The organism is Psychrobacter sp. AOP7-B1-25, assembly GCF_052376195.1.
Taxonomy (GTDB): Bacteria; Pseudomonadota; Gammaproteobacteria; order Pseudomonadales; family Moraxellaceae; genus Psychrobacter.
Genome location: NZ_JBQSVK010000010.1, coordinates 57,978 through 74,904, shown reverse-complemented (window position 1 = coordinate 74,904; position 16,927 = coordinate 57,978). Strand labels below are relative to the sequence as shown.

Below are 16,927 nucleotides of genomic sequence, written 5' to 3'. Positions count from 1 at the left end.
CTGCTAGAGTTAGTATTAACCTTAATAGATTGTTAATTTAATATAATTTTTTAGTAACTGTCTGATTTTGTTAAGTGCAATCAAGTACAAACGTCTATTAGACCGTGTAATTAGTATTTGAGTTTCGTAAGTTTGGGTGCTAAGCTAGCAAAATATTGTCAGCCATCCAACTATTACGACCGTTTGTCTAATTAGTTAGGGTGAACTCTATCATTTAGAGCTGATAACCCCCTTTGCTAATGATTAGGTAAGTTCATATCGCAAGATTTCACCTAATTGTTATCGCCGTCTAACTGTCTTTGGCGAGACCATGTTTAGCGGTACAATTCTTTTGCTTATTAACTGCCTAATTTTGGAGCTGCTATGAAATTATTAAAAGCTGCGTTGTTTACTGCATTATTTTCTTGTGCTGGTCTAGCCAATGCTGAGTTAATATCAAACGTACCACTTGATACCTCACGTTTTGAACTTATGCCTATTAGTGAATTGTCTAGTCGTGCCAGCCAAGGCAACGATCACGCTCAGTTCTACCTGGCCAAGCGTTTGCAAAAAGGTGAAGGTATTGCTCAAAATACCCAACAAGCCATTCAGTGGTATACAAAAGCCGCTCAGCAAGGCGTTGCCCCTGCTCAGTTGAATCTGGCTATCATGTATCTGCGCGGCGAAGGTGTACAACCTAACTTACAACAAGCACGTCTGTGGTTAGAAAAGGCGGCAATGCGCGGCGACAACCGTGCTAGCTACACGCTTGCACTACTAGATGAGAAGCAAGAAAATCTGGTCGATGCTTACAAATGGTACGATTTGGCTGCCCGTGACGGTATGTTAGATGAAAAAGTTCGTACTAAAGCCCGTGGCAAAATCGGTCAATTGGCATTGAACTTATCAAGCTCAGACATTGCTAGCGCTCGCAGTCAAGCCGATAGCTGGTTTCAAAGCAAATAAGATCTAGTTTTACTTTACGTAGTGAATACCCAAAAAGCTCAGTATTTTACTGGGCTTTTTTGTTTTTTATCTTATTGATAAGTGGTTGAATACTCTCTACAACACCAAGCTAAGCCTGATAAACTATTCAAATCTCTAGCAAAATTTGCTACACTACGCGCGCATTAATCCCACAATTATATTATTGTTATAAACCATTCTGAACTAATACAGTCTATTTCAAGTGGATGGCAAAATAGCGTGTTTATTTGAACTAAACTGTTAACCCAACGCACTAGGTTTGCGACCTAGCCAGCAGGAGAAAGACATGAGCACCAATAAAGAAACCGCAATAACTGACAACAAATCAGCACCTGCCTACGATAGTGTAACTAACAATATTGTCGTTGCTGCACTATATAAATTTACGCGCTTTGCTGATTTTGAGCAGTATCGTGAACCGATCTTAAATACTATGATCGACAACGATGTAAAAGGTACGTTGTTGCTTGCAAGTGAAGGCATCAACGGTACGATTTCTGGTACGCGTCAAGGTATCGATACTGTCCTTGACTATCTGCGTAGTATTGAAGCAGTTGGTACTTTTACTTTTAAAGAGTCCTATACTGACGCACAGCCTTTTTATCGCACTAAAGTAAAGCTGAAAAAAGAAATCGTCACCATGGGCGTTGAAAACATCGATCCTTTGCAGTCGGTCGGCCGCTATGTAAAACCAAGTGAATGGAATGCGCTAATCTCTGACCCTGATGTGGTTTTGATTGATACCCGTAACGATTATGAAGTACAGATCGGCACCTTTAAAAATGCTGTCAATCCAAATACTGAGACCTTCCGCGAGTTTCCAGAATACGTAGCAAAAGAGATGGACCCAGCTAAGCATAAAAAAGTCGCGATGTTCTGCACAGGTGGTATCCGCTGCGAAAAATCTACTGCCTATATGCGTGAGCAAGGGTTTGAAGAAGTTTATCATCTAGAAGGTGGTATCCTAAAATACCTAGAAGAAATCCCTGCTAGTGATTCTATGTGGCAAGGCGATTGCTTTGTTTTCGATAACCGTGTCTCAGTTAACCATAACTTAGAAAAAGGAAACTACGAGCAGTGTTTTGCTTGCCGTATGCCTATCACTATCGATGATATGCAAAGCCCAGCTTATATCAAAGGTGAATCATGCCCGCATTGTATCGACAAGGCAACTGATGAGCAAAAAGCTCGTTTCCGTGAGCGTGAGCATCAGATGCAGCTAGCGAAAAAGCGCGGCGAAGCCCATATCGGCAGTGATGTGATGGATGTAATCGAAAAACGTAAAGCCGCTAAAACGGAAGCACGTCTGCAAGCAGAAGCTACAAACAATGCTAAAGCGAACTAAGCTTGGCATTTTTAAAATAAAAAAGAAGTAAAAAAAGAGAGGCTTTAATCAATAGAGCCTCTCTTTTTTTATGAAAAACTTTCAACGCATATTAAAACTATTAGCGTTGATATAGTCGATCCAATCTGAGAATGGAGTTGACTATATTAAAATAAGATACGTACGCGGATGGTCTCTTCTACATCTTTTAACTGGTCTAGTGCAGCTGTTGAGTCATTATAATCAACATCCATTACTAGATAACCCACATCACCTTCTGTCATTAGGCTCTGCGCTAGGATGTTAATCCCTGCTTCAGCAAACAGACGGTTAATCTGAGACAGTACGCCTGGTACATTTTTGTGGATATGTAGTAGACGATGTGAGTTTTCTTTGAACGGAATAGAAACTTCTGGGAAGTTTACTGCTGTCGCCGTATCACCTTGGTCAGAGTATCTAACAAACTTATCAGCTACTTCCAGTCCGATATTGGCCTGTGCTTCTTGTGTTGAGCCACCGATATGCGGCGTCAAAATCACATTATCAAACTTACGTAGTGGAGACTCAAACTCTTCGTCAGCTGATTTTGGCTCTTTCGGGAACACATCAATAGCTGCACCCAATAACTTGCCTGATTCCAACACATCAGCAAGATCATCAATCTCGACACATGTACCGCGCGCCGCATTGATAAAGTAACTGCCTTCTTTCATCTGAGCGAACTGTTCAGCTTTCATCATATAACGGGTGCTTGGCACATCAGGCACATGCAATGTTACGATATCAGCCGTTGATAATAGCTCTTCTAGGCTACCAACTTGTACTGCGTTGCCTAGTGGCAATTTGGTCACGGCATCATGATAAATAACTTTCATACCGAAGCTTTCTGCCAAGACAGACAACTGCGAGCCGATAGAACCATAACCGACGATACCGATGGTCTTGCCACGCACTTCATGTGAATTGGTCGCAGACTTACCCCAGCCGCCGCGATGTACAGTAGCATTTTTTTCAGGAATACCGCGGTACAGCATGATGGCTTCGGCCAATACTAACTCAGCTACCGAACGAGTGTTCGAGAATGGTGCGTTAAAGACAGGAATACCAAGATCACGTGCTGCCTCTAGGTCCACTTGGTTAGTACCAATACAAAAGCAACCAATACCGATAAGCTTATGCGCATGCTCAAGTACTTCACGCGTCAGCTGAGTACGCGAACGAATACCGATAAAATGCGCATCTTTGATCTTTTCGATCAGCTCATCTTTATCTAAAGCGTGACTGATATTTTCAATATTATGATAACCAGCGCCTTCTAATACTTTTAAAGCATTGTCGTGTAGACCTTCAAGTAATAAAAACCGGATTTTGTCTTTTTGTAGTGATAATGCCATATGAGAACTGTCCTATAATTGTTTTATAAAATTATCTTAGGGATAAATCTATAGTCGAAGCAGTTTAAAGTGAGCACAAAGCAATAAAGTGTAAATAGTACGCTGAGTACGTTAAGTGAGGTTCGTGCCATCACTATTTACTAATACTTTGACTACATGGTGAATGAAACGAAAGCAGTCCCAATATCTTACACAAAATTTTGAGTCGATGTTAGCAGATTAGATGAATTATTGATTATCAAGCCTGAAAAATTTTTATGCTATAGTGAATTACTCTGCTTGAAAACAATCGAATCAATTACTTATTACTTTCTTTCTTTTATATGTAAAAATTATCATCCACTTATTATCCCTACGAGCTGACTCATCAATGAATTTATAGTTATTTCGCTATATAATGAGCAATCCCAGCATCGTGCTTACGCCAATATTGAGATTTGACCATGACGCCAACTACCGATCAGACCACATCAGAAACCAATGCCGTGCAAGCCATCTTGCACACACTCACTGAAACTCATGATTTCGACCCGACCCAAATCAAGACTGACGCTGAAAGCTTAGAGCACTGGGGCAAAGACTGGACCAAACACTTTTCTCCTGCTGCTGCTGCCATCGTCTTTCCAAAGACTACTGAACAAGTACAAACTATCGTACTGCTTGCCAATGAGCACAACGTCGTCCTCACCCCAAGTGGTGGTCGTACTGGTCTATCTGCTGGAGCAGTCGCTGCCAATGGTGAAATCGTCGTCAGTATGGATAAAATGAACCATATCGGTCAGTTCTATCCTGCAGACCGTATGGTCGAGATTGAAGCTGGTGTCGTCACTCAGCAGTTGCAAGAATTCGCTGAGTCGAAAAACCTATACTACCCTGTCGACTTTGCCTCAGCAGGCTCTAGTCAAATCGGTGGTAATATCGGCACCAATGCGGGCGGTATCAAAGTCATTCGCTATGGCATGACCCGTCAATGGATCATGGGATTAACTGTCGTCACAGGCAAAGGTGACATCTTGCAATTGAATCGCGGTATGGTAAAGAACGCCACTGGGTATGACCTGCGCCAATTGTTCATTGGTAGTGAAGGGACACTTGGTCTCGTTACCCATGCACAGATCAAACTTGAGCGTCAGCCACAAGACTTAAACGTCATGGTACTCGGCATGGACAGCTTTAATGACGTTATGAACGTGCTCTCTGCCTTTCAAGCACAAATTGATTTGACGGCTTTTGAGTTCTTTGACGATGTGGCGATTGATAAGCTAATGGCACACGGTCAAGTACAAGAACCTTTTGAATCACGCACCAAGTTTTATACGCTATTAGAGTTTGAGGCACCATATGAGCCTATCATGGATAAAGCCATGGCCATATTTGAGCATTGTATGGAACAAGGCTGGGTTGTCGATGGTGTGATGAGCCAGAGCTTGGCACAGGCTGAAGAGCTGTGGAAACTACGCGAGTATATCTCAGAGACCATCTCAGTATTCACCCCTTATAAGAACGATGTATCAGTCCTCATCAGTCACGTACCGACCTTTATCGAAGAGATTGATGATATTGTTAGCAGCAACTATCCTGATTTTGAAGTCTGCTGGTTCGGTCATATTGGCGATGGCAACTTGCATCTTAATATTTTGAAGCCTGAAAGTATGAGTAAAGACGATTTCTTTGCTGAGTGTCAGGTTGTGAATAAATACGTATTTGAGACCGTACAAAAATATGGCGGTTCAGTATCTGCTGAGCATGGGGTTGGTATGACGAAAAAGCCTTATCTGAATTACAGCCGTAGTGAGACTGAGATTGAATACTTAAAGGAAGTGAAAAAAGTGTTTGATCCAAACAACATTATGAACCGGGGTAAGATTTTTGACATGTAATGAGCGCTTTACACGCTTATCTCAAATAAAAAGACGCTAAACCGAAAGGCTAGCGTCTTTTTTTGGCTTTATAACTTGTAAAAACATAGCTAGTAAAAACTATGACTTATAAATACAACAACATCAGCGCGACAACCAGTAATATGCTCAGGAATCCTTGAATAATCAGAAACGCCTGATGGGGTGCGGCGATATGGCGCACCATGTTACCCAATGCATTGTAAGTAATACCCGCCGCCTTAATGTGGGGCGGACTATCAAAGGTTTTAATAATTTGCAAAAACTGTTCGGTCCGATCTGACGACCAACCGTGCGGTGCAAAGGGTAAAAACGGAGACAACTGTGCGGCCTGCTTCTTGGTCGCTGGCGACCATAACCAACGTTCTAAAAACAGTAAACGCATACGCCAGTCATCAAAACTGCGTTGATCGATTAGTTGTAATAGCAATACTTCTACATTCTTATGACGACTATCAGCAAAGATACGCTTTTGTAAGGCAAATACATCTGACTTTTTGCCTTCGATACATTGCAAAAAGTGACCGTTGCCGTAGCATAGCGTACCGGTAATGCTATGCTGTTGATTGTAGTTACGTGCATGGCCTTCTACTTCATCAAAGATAGAACTACTCAAACGCGAGCCAACAGTCAACGTGCTGACATAAACCAACTGAACCAAAGATGAGTCATCTATGTCATCCCACTTGATGATTCTATTGGTATGATTAAAAGGCATAATAAAATAATCCTAAAAGCCGAAGAAAAACGGCTAAACGAAACAAGCAACACAATACTATGCCTGAGTTGAACCAAAAAATTGACTCACAAAAACGTAGCAAATATTTACTACGTGGGACTGTTATGACCGTTACAGCTTGCTATCATAACAAGCGAAATAAAAGATACTGATAGATATTATTTAGATTCTGTATTGAGATAATAAATAACAAGATAGTAGCAGATATAATGCAACGGTTTTATTCTTTAACTCTCTACATTAGTCAAAACCAGTACCAAATGTAGAGAGCAAAATAGATGAAAATATCATCATAACTTATTGTAAATATAGCAATAAATTATTGTAACGACAATATCTTCCTATTGAAATGTTTTTATTACTTTTTTTGCATAAAAACGGCATATTGATGTGCTACGACACCATTATTTGATAACACTAAACTCAATTATTATTTAAGACAGGAAAATTATGAGCAAGATGGAAAAACTAGATGACTTTCATCTCACGATTGCTGAGATTAAGAAAAAAGACTATCCACAGTTGAAAGCTTTGATGGATCGTGTCTATGTGAACTTGGGTGGTGCTTGGTCAAAGACAACCATTCATACTTTAATCGACGCTTTTCCTGAAGGTCAGATTGCCTTATTTGATCATGATCAGTTGATTGGTATCGTGTTATCTATGCGCGTTGACTATGCCAAATTTTCAAACCCGCATACCTATGACGATTTGATTGGGCAAAAAGAAATTATCAGAGACAATCCAGAAGGTGATGCCATTTATGGTTTAGATGCACTCATCGACCCTGATTATCGTGGCTACCGCCTCGGTCGTCGTCTTTATGACGCGCGCAAAGAGCTATGTCGACAGTTAAATTTCCGCGCCATTTTGGCTGGTGGACGCATACCTAACTATCATAACCACAAAGATCTCTCGCCAGGCGACTATATTGATGCTGTGGAAAGCCGTGAAATTCACGATTCAGCTTTGTCTTTCCAGCTATCCAATGGTTTTATCGTTAAACGTATTTTGACCGCTTACCTGCCAGATGATAAGCAATCAAAGGGCTTTGCTACCTTGCTTGAGTGGGCAAATATTTATTATGAGCCTAAAGACTATAAGCCTAATACTCGCAAGTCTGAAGTGCGTATCGGTGGTATTCAATGGCAAATGCGTGAGGTCGAATCACCTGAAGAGCTACTGCAACAGGTTGAGTTTTTTGTCGATATCATGGCTGACTACAACTCAGACTTTGCTTGCTTACCTGAATTTTTCAATGCACCATTGATGGGTCTATGCGAAGAAACCGATCAAAATATCGCCATTCGATTTTTGGCGGGCTATACCGAGTGGTTCAAAAATGAAATTTCGCATTTAGCCGTCAGTTATAACGTCAATGTCATTACCGGTTCGATGCCGTTACTGGACGAAGACGATACCTTATATAACGTCAGCTATCTATGCCGCCGCGATGGTACGGTTGAAGAGCAACGCAAAATTCATATTACTCCGCATGAGCGTAGCGCTTGGGTAATCGAAGGCGGCGATGAAGTTAAAGTGTTTGATACAGATGCGGGTCGTGTCGGCATCTTGGTCTGCTATGATGTTGAGTTCCCTGAGCTTGCACGTCTGATGGCACTTGAAGACATGGATATATTGTTCGTGCCTTTTTGGACTGATACCAAAAACGGCTATCTACGTGTACGTCATTGCGCACAGGCCCGTGCTATCGAAAATGAGTGCTATGTGATGATTTGTGGTTCAGTGGGTAATCTACCACAAGTCGAGAGTTTGGATATTCAGTACGCTCAGTCGTCGATCTTTTCACCGTCAGACTTTGCGTTCCCACATGATGCAATCATGGCAGAAACTACCGCCAACACTGAAATGGTATTCTTCTCTGATGTGAACTTAGACAAGCTTACCCATGTCCGTCATGAAGGCTCAGTACATAACTTAATAGATCGCCGTGATGATTTGTTCAGCTTAAAGTGGAAACGCAAGGCCAAAGTGCCCGCGAGTAAGTTAAGCGATGAAGAGCGGCTCGAAAATTCAGGTAGCGTATTGATTGGTGATCCATTACAAAATCGAGCACAAAAGCCATAATAGTTTGACATGGCACACTTATAGTAGACCTTGTGAATAAACGGCTAATTTTCAGCCGTTTATTTTTATCTATTATTTATGTAGTGACTGTATAGACAATCTTTATAAGATAGGCAGTCACGGTAAACCATCATTTGACAAAAATATGCAATCTAAAAAGTGGATGTCATGACGACTGATATTGAGCAAAAAAAAGTAAAGTCGAAGAAGCAACCGAAGCAAAAGATAATTTCAGCCATTAAGACGATAATGTTATACGGTCTCATGTTCGTTGTGATCTATAGTGTGGTCAATTGGTGGCGACAACCTGTTATGCCTGCAAATCCTCAGTTGCAACTGACCGATTACCAAGGACAAACTATCGATCTAGCAGCGATGAGTCATGAGCAACCTACACTAGTATATTTTTGGGGTACTTGGTGTTCAGTCTGTAGTTTCACATCACCTACCATCAATAAACTGGCAGCAGATCATTATCCAGTTGTCACTATTGCAGTACAGTCAGGCTCAAATCAAGAATTACGTCGCTATCTTGATCAGCATCAGTTTGACTTCACCACCATAAACGATCAACAAGGCGATATCTTCGCAGACTGGCAAGGGCAAGTCACACCATCGTATGTGGTATTAGAAAATGGTGAGATGACACAAGGGTTAACGGGTATTCAGCCATTATGGTCATTGAAACTGCGCTTATGGTTGGCGTCAATTTTTTAGCACTTGAGCCATACTTTATGTTTCAATGAATCATTATTCAGAGCGATTATAGTTATGTCTGCGCTAAGGATATAAGACTCGGATAAATGATTGATATTGGGCAAAATAGGGCTGACCTTGCACAGCTCTTTTTACCCTACCCTTTTTGTCATATAATAGCTGCCGATCTAAATATTTTTTTGAATTATTCTTACTAGCATATTTTATGTTGCAATCGTCTCGTTACCATTTATTATTGACGTAACGATTTACCGACTAATGAGCGACGATAGGTATTTATTGACATGATGGTTGATAAACCAACGATGATGAGCAATATACCTACTATTAGTAATTAAGTATTATCAACACAGCATAAACCTCAGTATTATATTGAACATCGAGCCTTGTATCCGGTTTTTAACCGACACACAAACCTACCTTTTAAAAAGATACCTTCTATGACTGATAAAAGCACTGACAAACCAAGCCAAGATTATAAAGATACGCTGAACCTTGCAGATACACCATTTGCGATGCGCGCAAACCTTGCCAAACGCGAGCCAGATTGGCTAGCTGCTTGGGAAGCGGATGACGTGTACGGTAAAATTCGTCAGGCGCGTGCTGGTGCAACTAAGTATATTTTGCACGATGGCCCTCCATACGCTAACGGTCAGATTCACTTGGGGCATGCAGTTAATAAAGTACTAAAAGACATTATCGTAAAGTCAAAAACTTTATCAGGATTTGATGCGCCTTATGTCCCTGGTTGGGACTGCCATGGTCTACCAATCGAACAAAAGGTCGAAGCCAAGGTTGGTAAAGTTGGTAAAAAGGTTTCTGCCACCGAATTCCGTGGCTTATGCCGTGAATATGCGAGTACGCAGATTGAACTGCAAAAGACAGACTTCAAGCGTCTAGGTGTGTTTGGTGATTGGGACAATCCTTATCTAACCATGAATTTCCATCAAGAAGCTAACATTGTGCGCGCCCTTGCCAAAATCTACGACAATGGTCATGTGACGCGTGGTATGAAACCAGTCAACTGGTGCTTGGACTGTAGTTCTGCTCTAGCAGAAGCAGAAGTAGAGTATCAAGATAAAGTCTCTGACGCCATCTATGTCAGCTTTGATGTGCTTGGTACGGATAAAGTAGCTGCATTGGCTGAAGTAGCGGACAATATCGCTGCTGTTATTTGGACCACCACGCCGTGGACACTGCCTGCCAACCAAGCTATCTCAGTCCATCCTGAGCATAACTATAGCGTGGTCGCGACTGACAAAGGCAACTTCTTATTAGCAGCAGATCTTGTCGAAACTGCATTGAGTGAGCTAAAACTGGATAACAATGGCATCCTAGCAACTGTATCAGGCAGCGAGCTTGAAGGTCTGCGTGCCCAGCATCCACTGATTGAAGATCGTCAAGTGCCGCTTATCTTGGGTGATCATGTAACTACCGATAGTGGTACTGGTCTGGTACATACCGCACCTGGTCACGGTTTAGACGATTATATTGTTGGTCTAAAATACAACTTGCCAGTGGAAAACCCAGTAAGTGGTACGGGTGTTTATTTAGATAGCGCGGCGGTATTTGCAGGTGAGCACATCTATAAAGCCAATCCAAAAATCATCGCTGCCTTACATGACAACGGTCATTTAGTCAGCCATACCAAAATCGAGCATAGCTATCCGCATTGCTGGCGTCATAAGTCGCCAATTATTTTCCGTGCTACCCCTCAATGGTTTATCAACATGGAAACCCAAGGCTTACGTGCTCGCGCGCTTGCTGATATTCCATCGGTAAACTGGACGCCAACGTGGGGACAAAACCGTATCGAATCAATGATGAATGGTCGTCCTGACTGGTGTATCTCACGCCAGCGTACGTGGGGCGTGCCGATTACTTTCTTTACGCACAAAGAAACAGGTCAGCTGCATCCAAACACGCTTGAGCTGATGGAAACGGCTGCACAAAAAATCAATGAGGGCGGTGTTGAAGCTTGGTTTGATGCTAGCTGTGAAGATTTCTTAGGAAAAGAGGCCGCTGACTACGACAAAGCCACTGATACTTTAGACGTTTGGTTTGACTCAGGTACGACGCATTTTGCGGTACTTGACCAACGTGAAGAATTGACCAATCCAGCTGATATGTATTTAGAAGGTTCTGACCAGCATCGCGGCTGGTTCCAGACGTCACTGCTGACTTCGGAAGCCATATATGAGCGTCCACCGTTTAAGCAAGTATTGACCCATGGTTTTGTGGTCGATGAAAACGGTCGTAAGATGAGTAAGTCACTGGGCAACATCATCACTCCGCAAGAAGAAATCAACAAAACAGGGGCGGACATGCTGCGTCTGTGGATTGCTTCAAGTGACTATCGTTATGAGATGAGCGCGGGTAAGACAGTCTTTAAGGGTGCGATCGATATGTATCGCCGTATCCGTAATACCTTACGTTTCTTGCTTGCCAATACCGATGATTTTGATCCAGCGACTGACAGCATTGATATTAATGAATTGGTTAGCCTTGATAAATTCATCATTGAGCGCGCGCAAACGGTACAAGCACAAATCATTAGCGCTTACGACGCGATGGATTTCCACCAAGTCACTCAGCACGTCACTGCGTTTTGTTCGCAAGACTTGGGTAGCTTCTACTTAGATATCATCAAGGATCGCCAGTACACCACGCAGGCAGATGGACAACCTCGTCGCTCTGCACAGACAGCTATCTACCATATCACTCATGCGCTGATTCGCTGGATTACCCCAGTCTTGTCATTCACAGCCCAAGAGGCTTGGGAAGTACTGAATCAACGTGAAGCAGACAAAGGTGGCTATGTATTCACTCAAGAGTGGTATGAGTTCCCAGCATTTGAGCTAAGTGCCATCAGCAAGGATGACTGGCAGCGCATCATGCTAGCAAAAGACATGGTGAACAAGCATATCGAAACAGCACGTGGCGAAAAAATCATCAATGCCAACTTGTCTGCCGACGTGAGCCTATACGCTGACGGTGCAATGTATGAAAGCCTAGCCAAGCTTAATGAAGAGCTACGTTTTGTACTAATTACTAGTAACGCTACATTGAAGCCAATGAATGAAGCACCTGTTGATAGCATCAAACAGACAGACGATGCGAACGCAGAAAGTACAGAAGGTGTTGTCGACTTAGTTGTACAAGTCAGCGCGGCTAACGGTACTAAATGTGTACGCTGCTGGCACATCCGTGATGACATCGGTATAGATAGCGCACATCCTGAACTATGCGCGCGCTGCGTGACCAACGTCAGTGGCGACGGTGAGGTGCGTCACTATGCCTAACCCAACAGATTCATCTGAAAGCCAGCATGACCAGCAGCCACAGGTTGAGGTTGACGACTCGCCTAAACCCGCCCATGCGACCACAGGTAGCTCAACTACGCCTAGAAGCCGCCTAACAAAAACACCAAAACTGGTAGCTAATGGTAGTCGTGCTTTTGTATGGTATGCATTGGCATTGATTGTCGTCATCATCGATCAGTGGACCAAATGGCTGGCAGAAACCAAACTGACCTTTCATGATCCAGTCCCCGTGATTGAGCCATTTCTTAATTGGACATTGGCCTACAACTACGGTGCGGCATTTAGCTTTTTAGCGGATGCTGGCGGTTGGCAAAAGTGGTTTTTTTCAGGACTGGCATTACTCATGTCGCTGTTTTTAATCATCTATTTGATTAAAGCACCTCGTAAAGCCACGTTGTTATCTTTTGGTCTAGCCTTAGTATTAGGCGGTGCGGTTGGTAATTTAATCGACCGCTTGTTGCATGGTCATGTGATTGATTTTATTCATGTGCACTATGCTGATGTTTGGCATTATCCAATTTTTAATATCGCGGATATTGGCATCTCTCTCGGCGTCTTATTGATTGTCATCGATATGCTCTTTTTGGAAAAAAAGCGTGAAATGCCACGGTCATAACCGTTGTAGCTAGAGACATTGATTCAATTTATAAATAAAAAAGGTGGGTTACGTATTCGTAACCCACCTTTTTTATCTGCTATTAATAATAACCTGTTATAAAAATATCGATATTACCAACCATAGTAGTATCTATAATACGGTTATAGCAACTCTGATAATAAATCAGTCACAGTCTCTAACCCACCACCTGCCAATAAAAACAGCAGGCCTGCCATATTAGCAACGACGGTCAAATAGTAAGTAACTCGAAATTCAGGCTTCTGTGATTTGTGACGCAGATACGTCTGAGCTAATAGCGCCCCTACCCAACCGCCAAGCGCGCTTAGTATATGCAATGTAGACTCAGGCGTACGCCAGTCACCACTTTGCGCAGCAGCTTTGTCTTTGGCATACATACCATAAGTAATAATCCCTAGCACGACGTACCAACTGACCACTAGCCAGCTCAGTTTATCTGTCACTGCTAATAAAGCTAAAACACCATAAAAAGCCAGTCCAAGAAATGAGCGTTTCTTTTGACCTGCTTCAAACTCCGCTTGATGGCTACGTTTCTGATTACGCTGACGGATTTGCTGGTTTTTTTGTGCCATTTTTTGCTGTACGAAACCAAGCTCTTGTACTTGCTTGGCTCGCCTACGCCCCTCTGCATCTTGTCCAATACTAAAGACGACTTGCTCACCGATATCAGGACGGCGCTGAGCCTTAAACTCACTCACATGAAAGAAGACCGAATCGCCCGCTTCAGTCTCAATAAAGCCAAATCCTTTATCATCCTGCCATTTTTTGACAGTGCCTTGTTGTTTATTCACCAACGACACCTCATATCTTTTAGAATTGCCAGCTATAGTACACCATCTGCGTTACATTATTGACGCTTACATCTGGTCTTAGATGGCTTATTATTTCTTACACTACAATACTGCAATTAAAAACACTGTAATCAAACGCATTATTTTCTATTCTTTTATTCTAGCAACAGATGGTTTTTTATTATGACTCAATCTCAATTTATTAATCCAAACGAAGACACGCGTATCGCTCATGGTAGCCTTGTTAAGCTGCACTTCGAAGTTTCACTAGAAAACGGTACTATCATCGATTCAACCTTTAACCGTGATGCACCTGTGTCTTTGACCGTTGGTGATGAAAGCTTGTTACCCGGTTTTGAGCAAGTACTGATGAATCTACGCGCTGGTGACACTCGTACCGCACACCTTGAGCCAGAGCAGGCATTTGGTGAGTGGAACCCTGAAAACATCCAACATTTTAGTCGTACTCAGTTTGCGCTAGTCGCTGACAATCCAGAGATTGGCATGATGGTTGAGTTCGAAGACAAAGGTAAAAACACGCTACCTGGTACGATCAGTGCCATCGATGAAGACCAAGTTGAAGTGGACTTTAACCACCCACTGGCAGGACAAGACGTACTGTTCAAAGTAAAAATCTTTAAAGTCACACCGCCTGGAGTCACAGGTATCAAATTAATGTAGCCTTTTAAAAACTAACAAAAAGTCGTTAGACATTAACTAAGATAAAAGCTTGCGACGATAAAAATTAATATCAATAAAAACAGCCAAAAGGGAGACTTATATGCAGTATCAAACGTTACCGCAACTCGACGAAAAAGTATCTAAAATCTGTTTGGGTACAATGACATGGGGACAGCAAAATACTGAGTCCGAAGCACATGAGCAAATGGACATGGCACTCAGTGAAGGTGTGAACTTTTGGGATACCGCCGAGATGTACCCGTCACCACCAGATAAAGACAAACAGGGCGATACCGAGCGCTTTATGGGTACTTGGTTTAACAAAACCAAACAGCGTGACAAAGTTATTCTCGCTAGCAAAATATCACCAATGGATTTTTTGCGTGATGGACAAACTCGCCTTAACGCCGAGCATATCAGCAGCGCCATTGATGGCAACCTTGAACGTCTGCAAACCGATTATATTGATATCTATCAGCTACACTGGCCTGAGCGTAAAACAAACTTTTTCGGTCAGCGCGGCTACACAGAAGACATGGCAACACAGTCATTAGATGATTTAACACCATTTTTAGAAACCATTCAGGCGTTGAACAATGAAATCAAAAAGGGTCGTATTCGTGCGTATGGCTTATCAAATGATACCGCCTGGGGACTCATGCGCTATCTATGGGAAGCAGATAAAAACGGCCTAATTCCACCACTTACCGTGCAAAACCCATATAGCCTATTGAACCGTTTATACGAAGTTAATATGGCAGAGATTGCTCATCGTGAAAACGTGGGTCTACTTGCTTATTCGCCGCTTGGTTTCGGTGTATTGTCTGGTAAATACCTCGATGGTAAACGTCCAACTGGCGCACGTTTGACCATGTATGATCGTTTTGGTCGTTATGTGAATGAGCAAGCCAAATCAGCCACTGAACAATATGCCAAGATAGCTGCTGATGCAGGTTTGGACATGGCGCAAATGTCATTAGCTTTTGTAAATTCTCGTCACTTTGTCACCAGTAACATCATTGGAGCAACGACGACCGAGCAACTCAAATCAAACATCGACAGTGTCAATGTGAAGCTGACAGCAGATGTCTTGGAAGCGATTGAGGCGGTACATGCACAGCAACCTAATCCATCGCCATAGTTGGTCTTTCATAGAGTTTAAATTTTGATAGAGCCTGCTGAATAAATGAGATTATGCCTGCTCTATTAAATCGGCCACAAAAAAGGGCGCAAATCGAAACGATTTGCGCCCTTTTATTGACTGCCTGAGGTTAGCTACACTAGCTCAACTTTAAGTAATCAGTCTTCAACTGGTGTGCTAAGGACTCTTGAATGTAGCTCAGCCAATCCTTCATTCATGCGTGCTTGCAATAAATTGGTCAGCTCACTTTTGTTACGACCCTCTGGATCTATAGGCGCAAGTGGCAACACATAAGCGGTCACGTTTTTGCTATCGAGCACTTTTTTCATACTTTCTTTCATCGTCAGCTTACCATAATATGGCAATGCGTCACTTAGTGTACCGTCTTTATTGACATAAGCGATGATGATCGGTCTGATAGGCACATCAGCATCTATGGCTGCTTGTAGTAATGTTCCATGAATGCGTTTTACTTTTTTACCACTAGTTGTGGTCGCCTCAGGGAAAAAAATAATCGAAAAACCTTTGGCTAAAAAATCAGCAATCTGTGCCGATACTGAGCTTGCATCACCGGAACCACGTTCAATGAAAAGCGTCCCTGCAGCATGGGCAAGTTTGCCAAATACAGGCCAGTCACCAATCTCAGCCTTGGATAAAAAGAACGCTGGGCTCACAGTACCAACGACCGGAATATCCATCCATGACACGTGATTCGATACCCACAAGCCATGGAACTGCTCTACAGGTTCCACTTCTACCACTTTTACCCCAAAAGAGCCTGCCATTTTTCGGCAAAACGTCTGGATATAACGTGGTAGGGTTTCGCGTGGTGGCTGCTTAAATGCGCCGATACGCTTTGCCGCACGTATGCCGCCGACCATGGTCGTGGTCATACCAGCAACTTGTCTGCCTCGGCTCAACTGTCGTCTGAGTGAAAAGCTTGATTTAGCTTGGCTCATCTTCGCCCTCATGATTAAATAACGGGTGTTTAATAGTCAAAAAACGAGCCCAGTATAACAAAGTTCACACACTCAGTGATAGCTTGTTCACTCAGTGTGCGCTGACTTTTATACAAACGAGTAATAAAGCAAATTTATAAAAAATTATCAGCAGCAAACGCTGTAACATAAAACCATCGCTAATTGTGCTAATACGCTTTAATATCAAGTGATAAGACCATATATAGATAATCATATGAACGCTACGTCAACACTTATTGAGCTGATAA

At 42.5% G+C, this 16,927-nt stretch carries 13 protein-coding genes; 9 read left to right on the top strand and 4 right to left on the bottom strand.

What is annotated here, in order from left to right:
- Window positions 1–363: 363 nt before the first annotated feature.
- Both ACT3QR_RS09465 and trhO read left to right on the top strand, forming a co-directional pair.
- The gene (locus ACT3QR_RS09465) at window positions 364–945 is read left to right on the top strand and encodes a tetratricopeptide repeat protein (protein ID WP_444521104.1); all 582 of its coding nucleotides are present in this window, start codon (window positions 364–366) and stop codon (window positions 943–945) included.
- Window positions 946–1,252: 307 nt separating this feature from the next.
- Window positions 1,253–2,311, top strand: coding sequence for an oxygen-dependent tRNA uridine(34) hydroxylase TrhO (trhO, locus tag ACT3QR_RS09460; protein WP_444521103.1), 1,059 nt, complete (start codon window positions 1,253–1,255; stop codon window positions 2,309–2,311).
- A 146-nt stretch (window positions 2,312–2,457) separates the two neighbouring features.
- Here the strand turns inward: trhO and serA are convergent, their stop codons facing one another.
- Entirely contained in the window at window positions 2,458–3,684 is a 1,227-nt protein-coding gene (gene serA, locus ACT3QR_RS09455; protein WP_444521102.1) for a phosphoglycerate dehydrogenase, read from the bottom strand.
- Window positions 3,685–4,127: 443 nt separating this feature from the next.
- On the opposite strand from serA, the gene ACT3QR_RS09450 reads away from it, so the two are divergent.
- Entirely contained in the window at window positions 4,128–5,564 is a 1,437-nt protein-coding gene (locus ACT3QR_RS09450) for an FAD-binding oxidoreductase (protein ID WP_444521101.1), read from the top strand.
- Between the two features lie 106 nt (window positions 5,565–5,670).
- Here ACT3QR_RS09450 and ACT3QR_RS09445 read toward each other — a convergent pair whose 3' ends face one another.
- A complete protein-coding gene (locus ACT3QR_RS09445) occupies window positions 5,671–6,300 on the bottom strand; it encodes a BLUF domain-containing protein (RefSeq protein WP_444521100.1) in 630 nt (209 codons plus the stop codon).
- Window positions 6,301–6,771: 471 nt separating this feature from the next.
- Here ACT3QR_RS09445 and ACT3QR_RS09440 point away from each other — a divergent pair, with 471 nt between their 5' ends.
- The 4 genes from ACT3QR_RS09440 to lspA all read left to right on the top strand — a co-directional run bounded on the left by ACT3QR_RS09440 (window position 6,772) and on the right by lspA (window position 13,065).
- Window positions 6,772–8,409 (top strand): nitrilase-related carbon-nitrogen hydrolase, encoded by a 1,638-nt coding sequence (locus ACT3QR_RS09440; protein WP_444521099.1) that lies wholly within the window; start codon window positions 6,772–6,774, stop codon window positions 8,407–8,409.
- A 168-nt stretch (window positions 8,410–8,577) separates the two neighbouring features.
- A complete protein-coding gene (locus ACT3QR_RS09435) occupies window positions 8,578–9,126 on the top strand; it encodes a protein disulfide oxidoreductase (RefSeq protein ID WP_444521098.1) in 549 nt (182 codons plus the stop codon).
- 440 nt (window positions 9,127–9,566) lie between these two features.
- A complete protein-coding gene (ileS, locus tag ACT3QR_RS09430; RefSeq protein WP_444521097.1) occupies window positions 9,567–12,428 on the top strand; it encodes an isoleucine--tRNA ligase in 2,862 nt (953 codons plus the stop codon).
- Window positions 12,421–13,065: a signal peptidase II gene (gene lspA / locus ACT3QR_RS09425; protein ID WP_444521096.1), complete on the top strand. Its 645-nt coding sequence runs from the start codon at window positions 12,421–12,423 to the stop codon at window positions 13,063–13,065. Before ileS ends, lspA begins: the two co-directional genes overlap by 8 nt.
- Before the next feature lie 143 nt (window positions 13,066–13,208).
- Here the strand turns inward: lspA and ACT3QR_RS09420 are convergent, their stop codons facing one another.
- Window positions 13,209–13,877 (bottom strand): DUF1294 domain-containing protein, encoded by a 669-nt coding sequence (locus ACT3QR_RS09420; RefSeq protein WP_444521095.1) that lies wholly within the window; start codon window positions 13,875–13,877, stop codon window positions 13,209–13,211.
- 183 nt (window positions 13,878–14,060) lie between these two features.
- Between ACT3QR_RS09420 and ACT3QR_RS09415 the strand changes: the two genes are divergently transcribed.
- Both ACT3QR_RS09415 and ACT3QR_RS09410 read left to right on the top strand, forming a co-directional pair.
- A complete protein-coding gene (locus ACT3QR_RS09415; protein ID WP_444521094.1) occupies window positions 14,061–14,558 on the top strand; it encodes an FKBP-type peptidyl-prolyl cis-trans isomerase in 498 nt (165 codons plus the stop codon).
- A gap of 100 nt (window positions 14,559–14,658) precedes the next feature.
- Window positions 14,659–15,699: an aldo/keto reductase gene (locus tag ACT3QR_RS09410; protein ID WP_444521093.1), complete on the top strand. Its 1,041-nt coding sequence runs from the start codon at window positions 14,659–14,661 to the stop codon at window positions 15,697–15,699.
- 158 nt (window positions 15,700–15,857) lie between these two features.
- Here ACT3QR_RS09410 and ACT3QR_RS09405 read toward each other — a convergent pair whose 3' ends face one another.
- A complete protein-coding gene (locus ACT3QR_RS09405) occupies window positions 15,858–16,658 on the bottom strand; it encodes a lysophospholipid acyltransferase family protein (protein ID WP_444521092.1) in 801 nt (266 codons plus the stop codon).
- Between the last annotated feature and the right edge of the window lie 269 nt (window positions 16,659–16,927).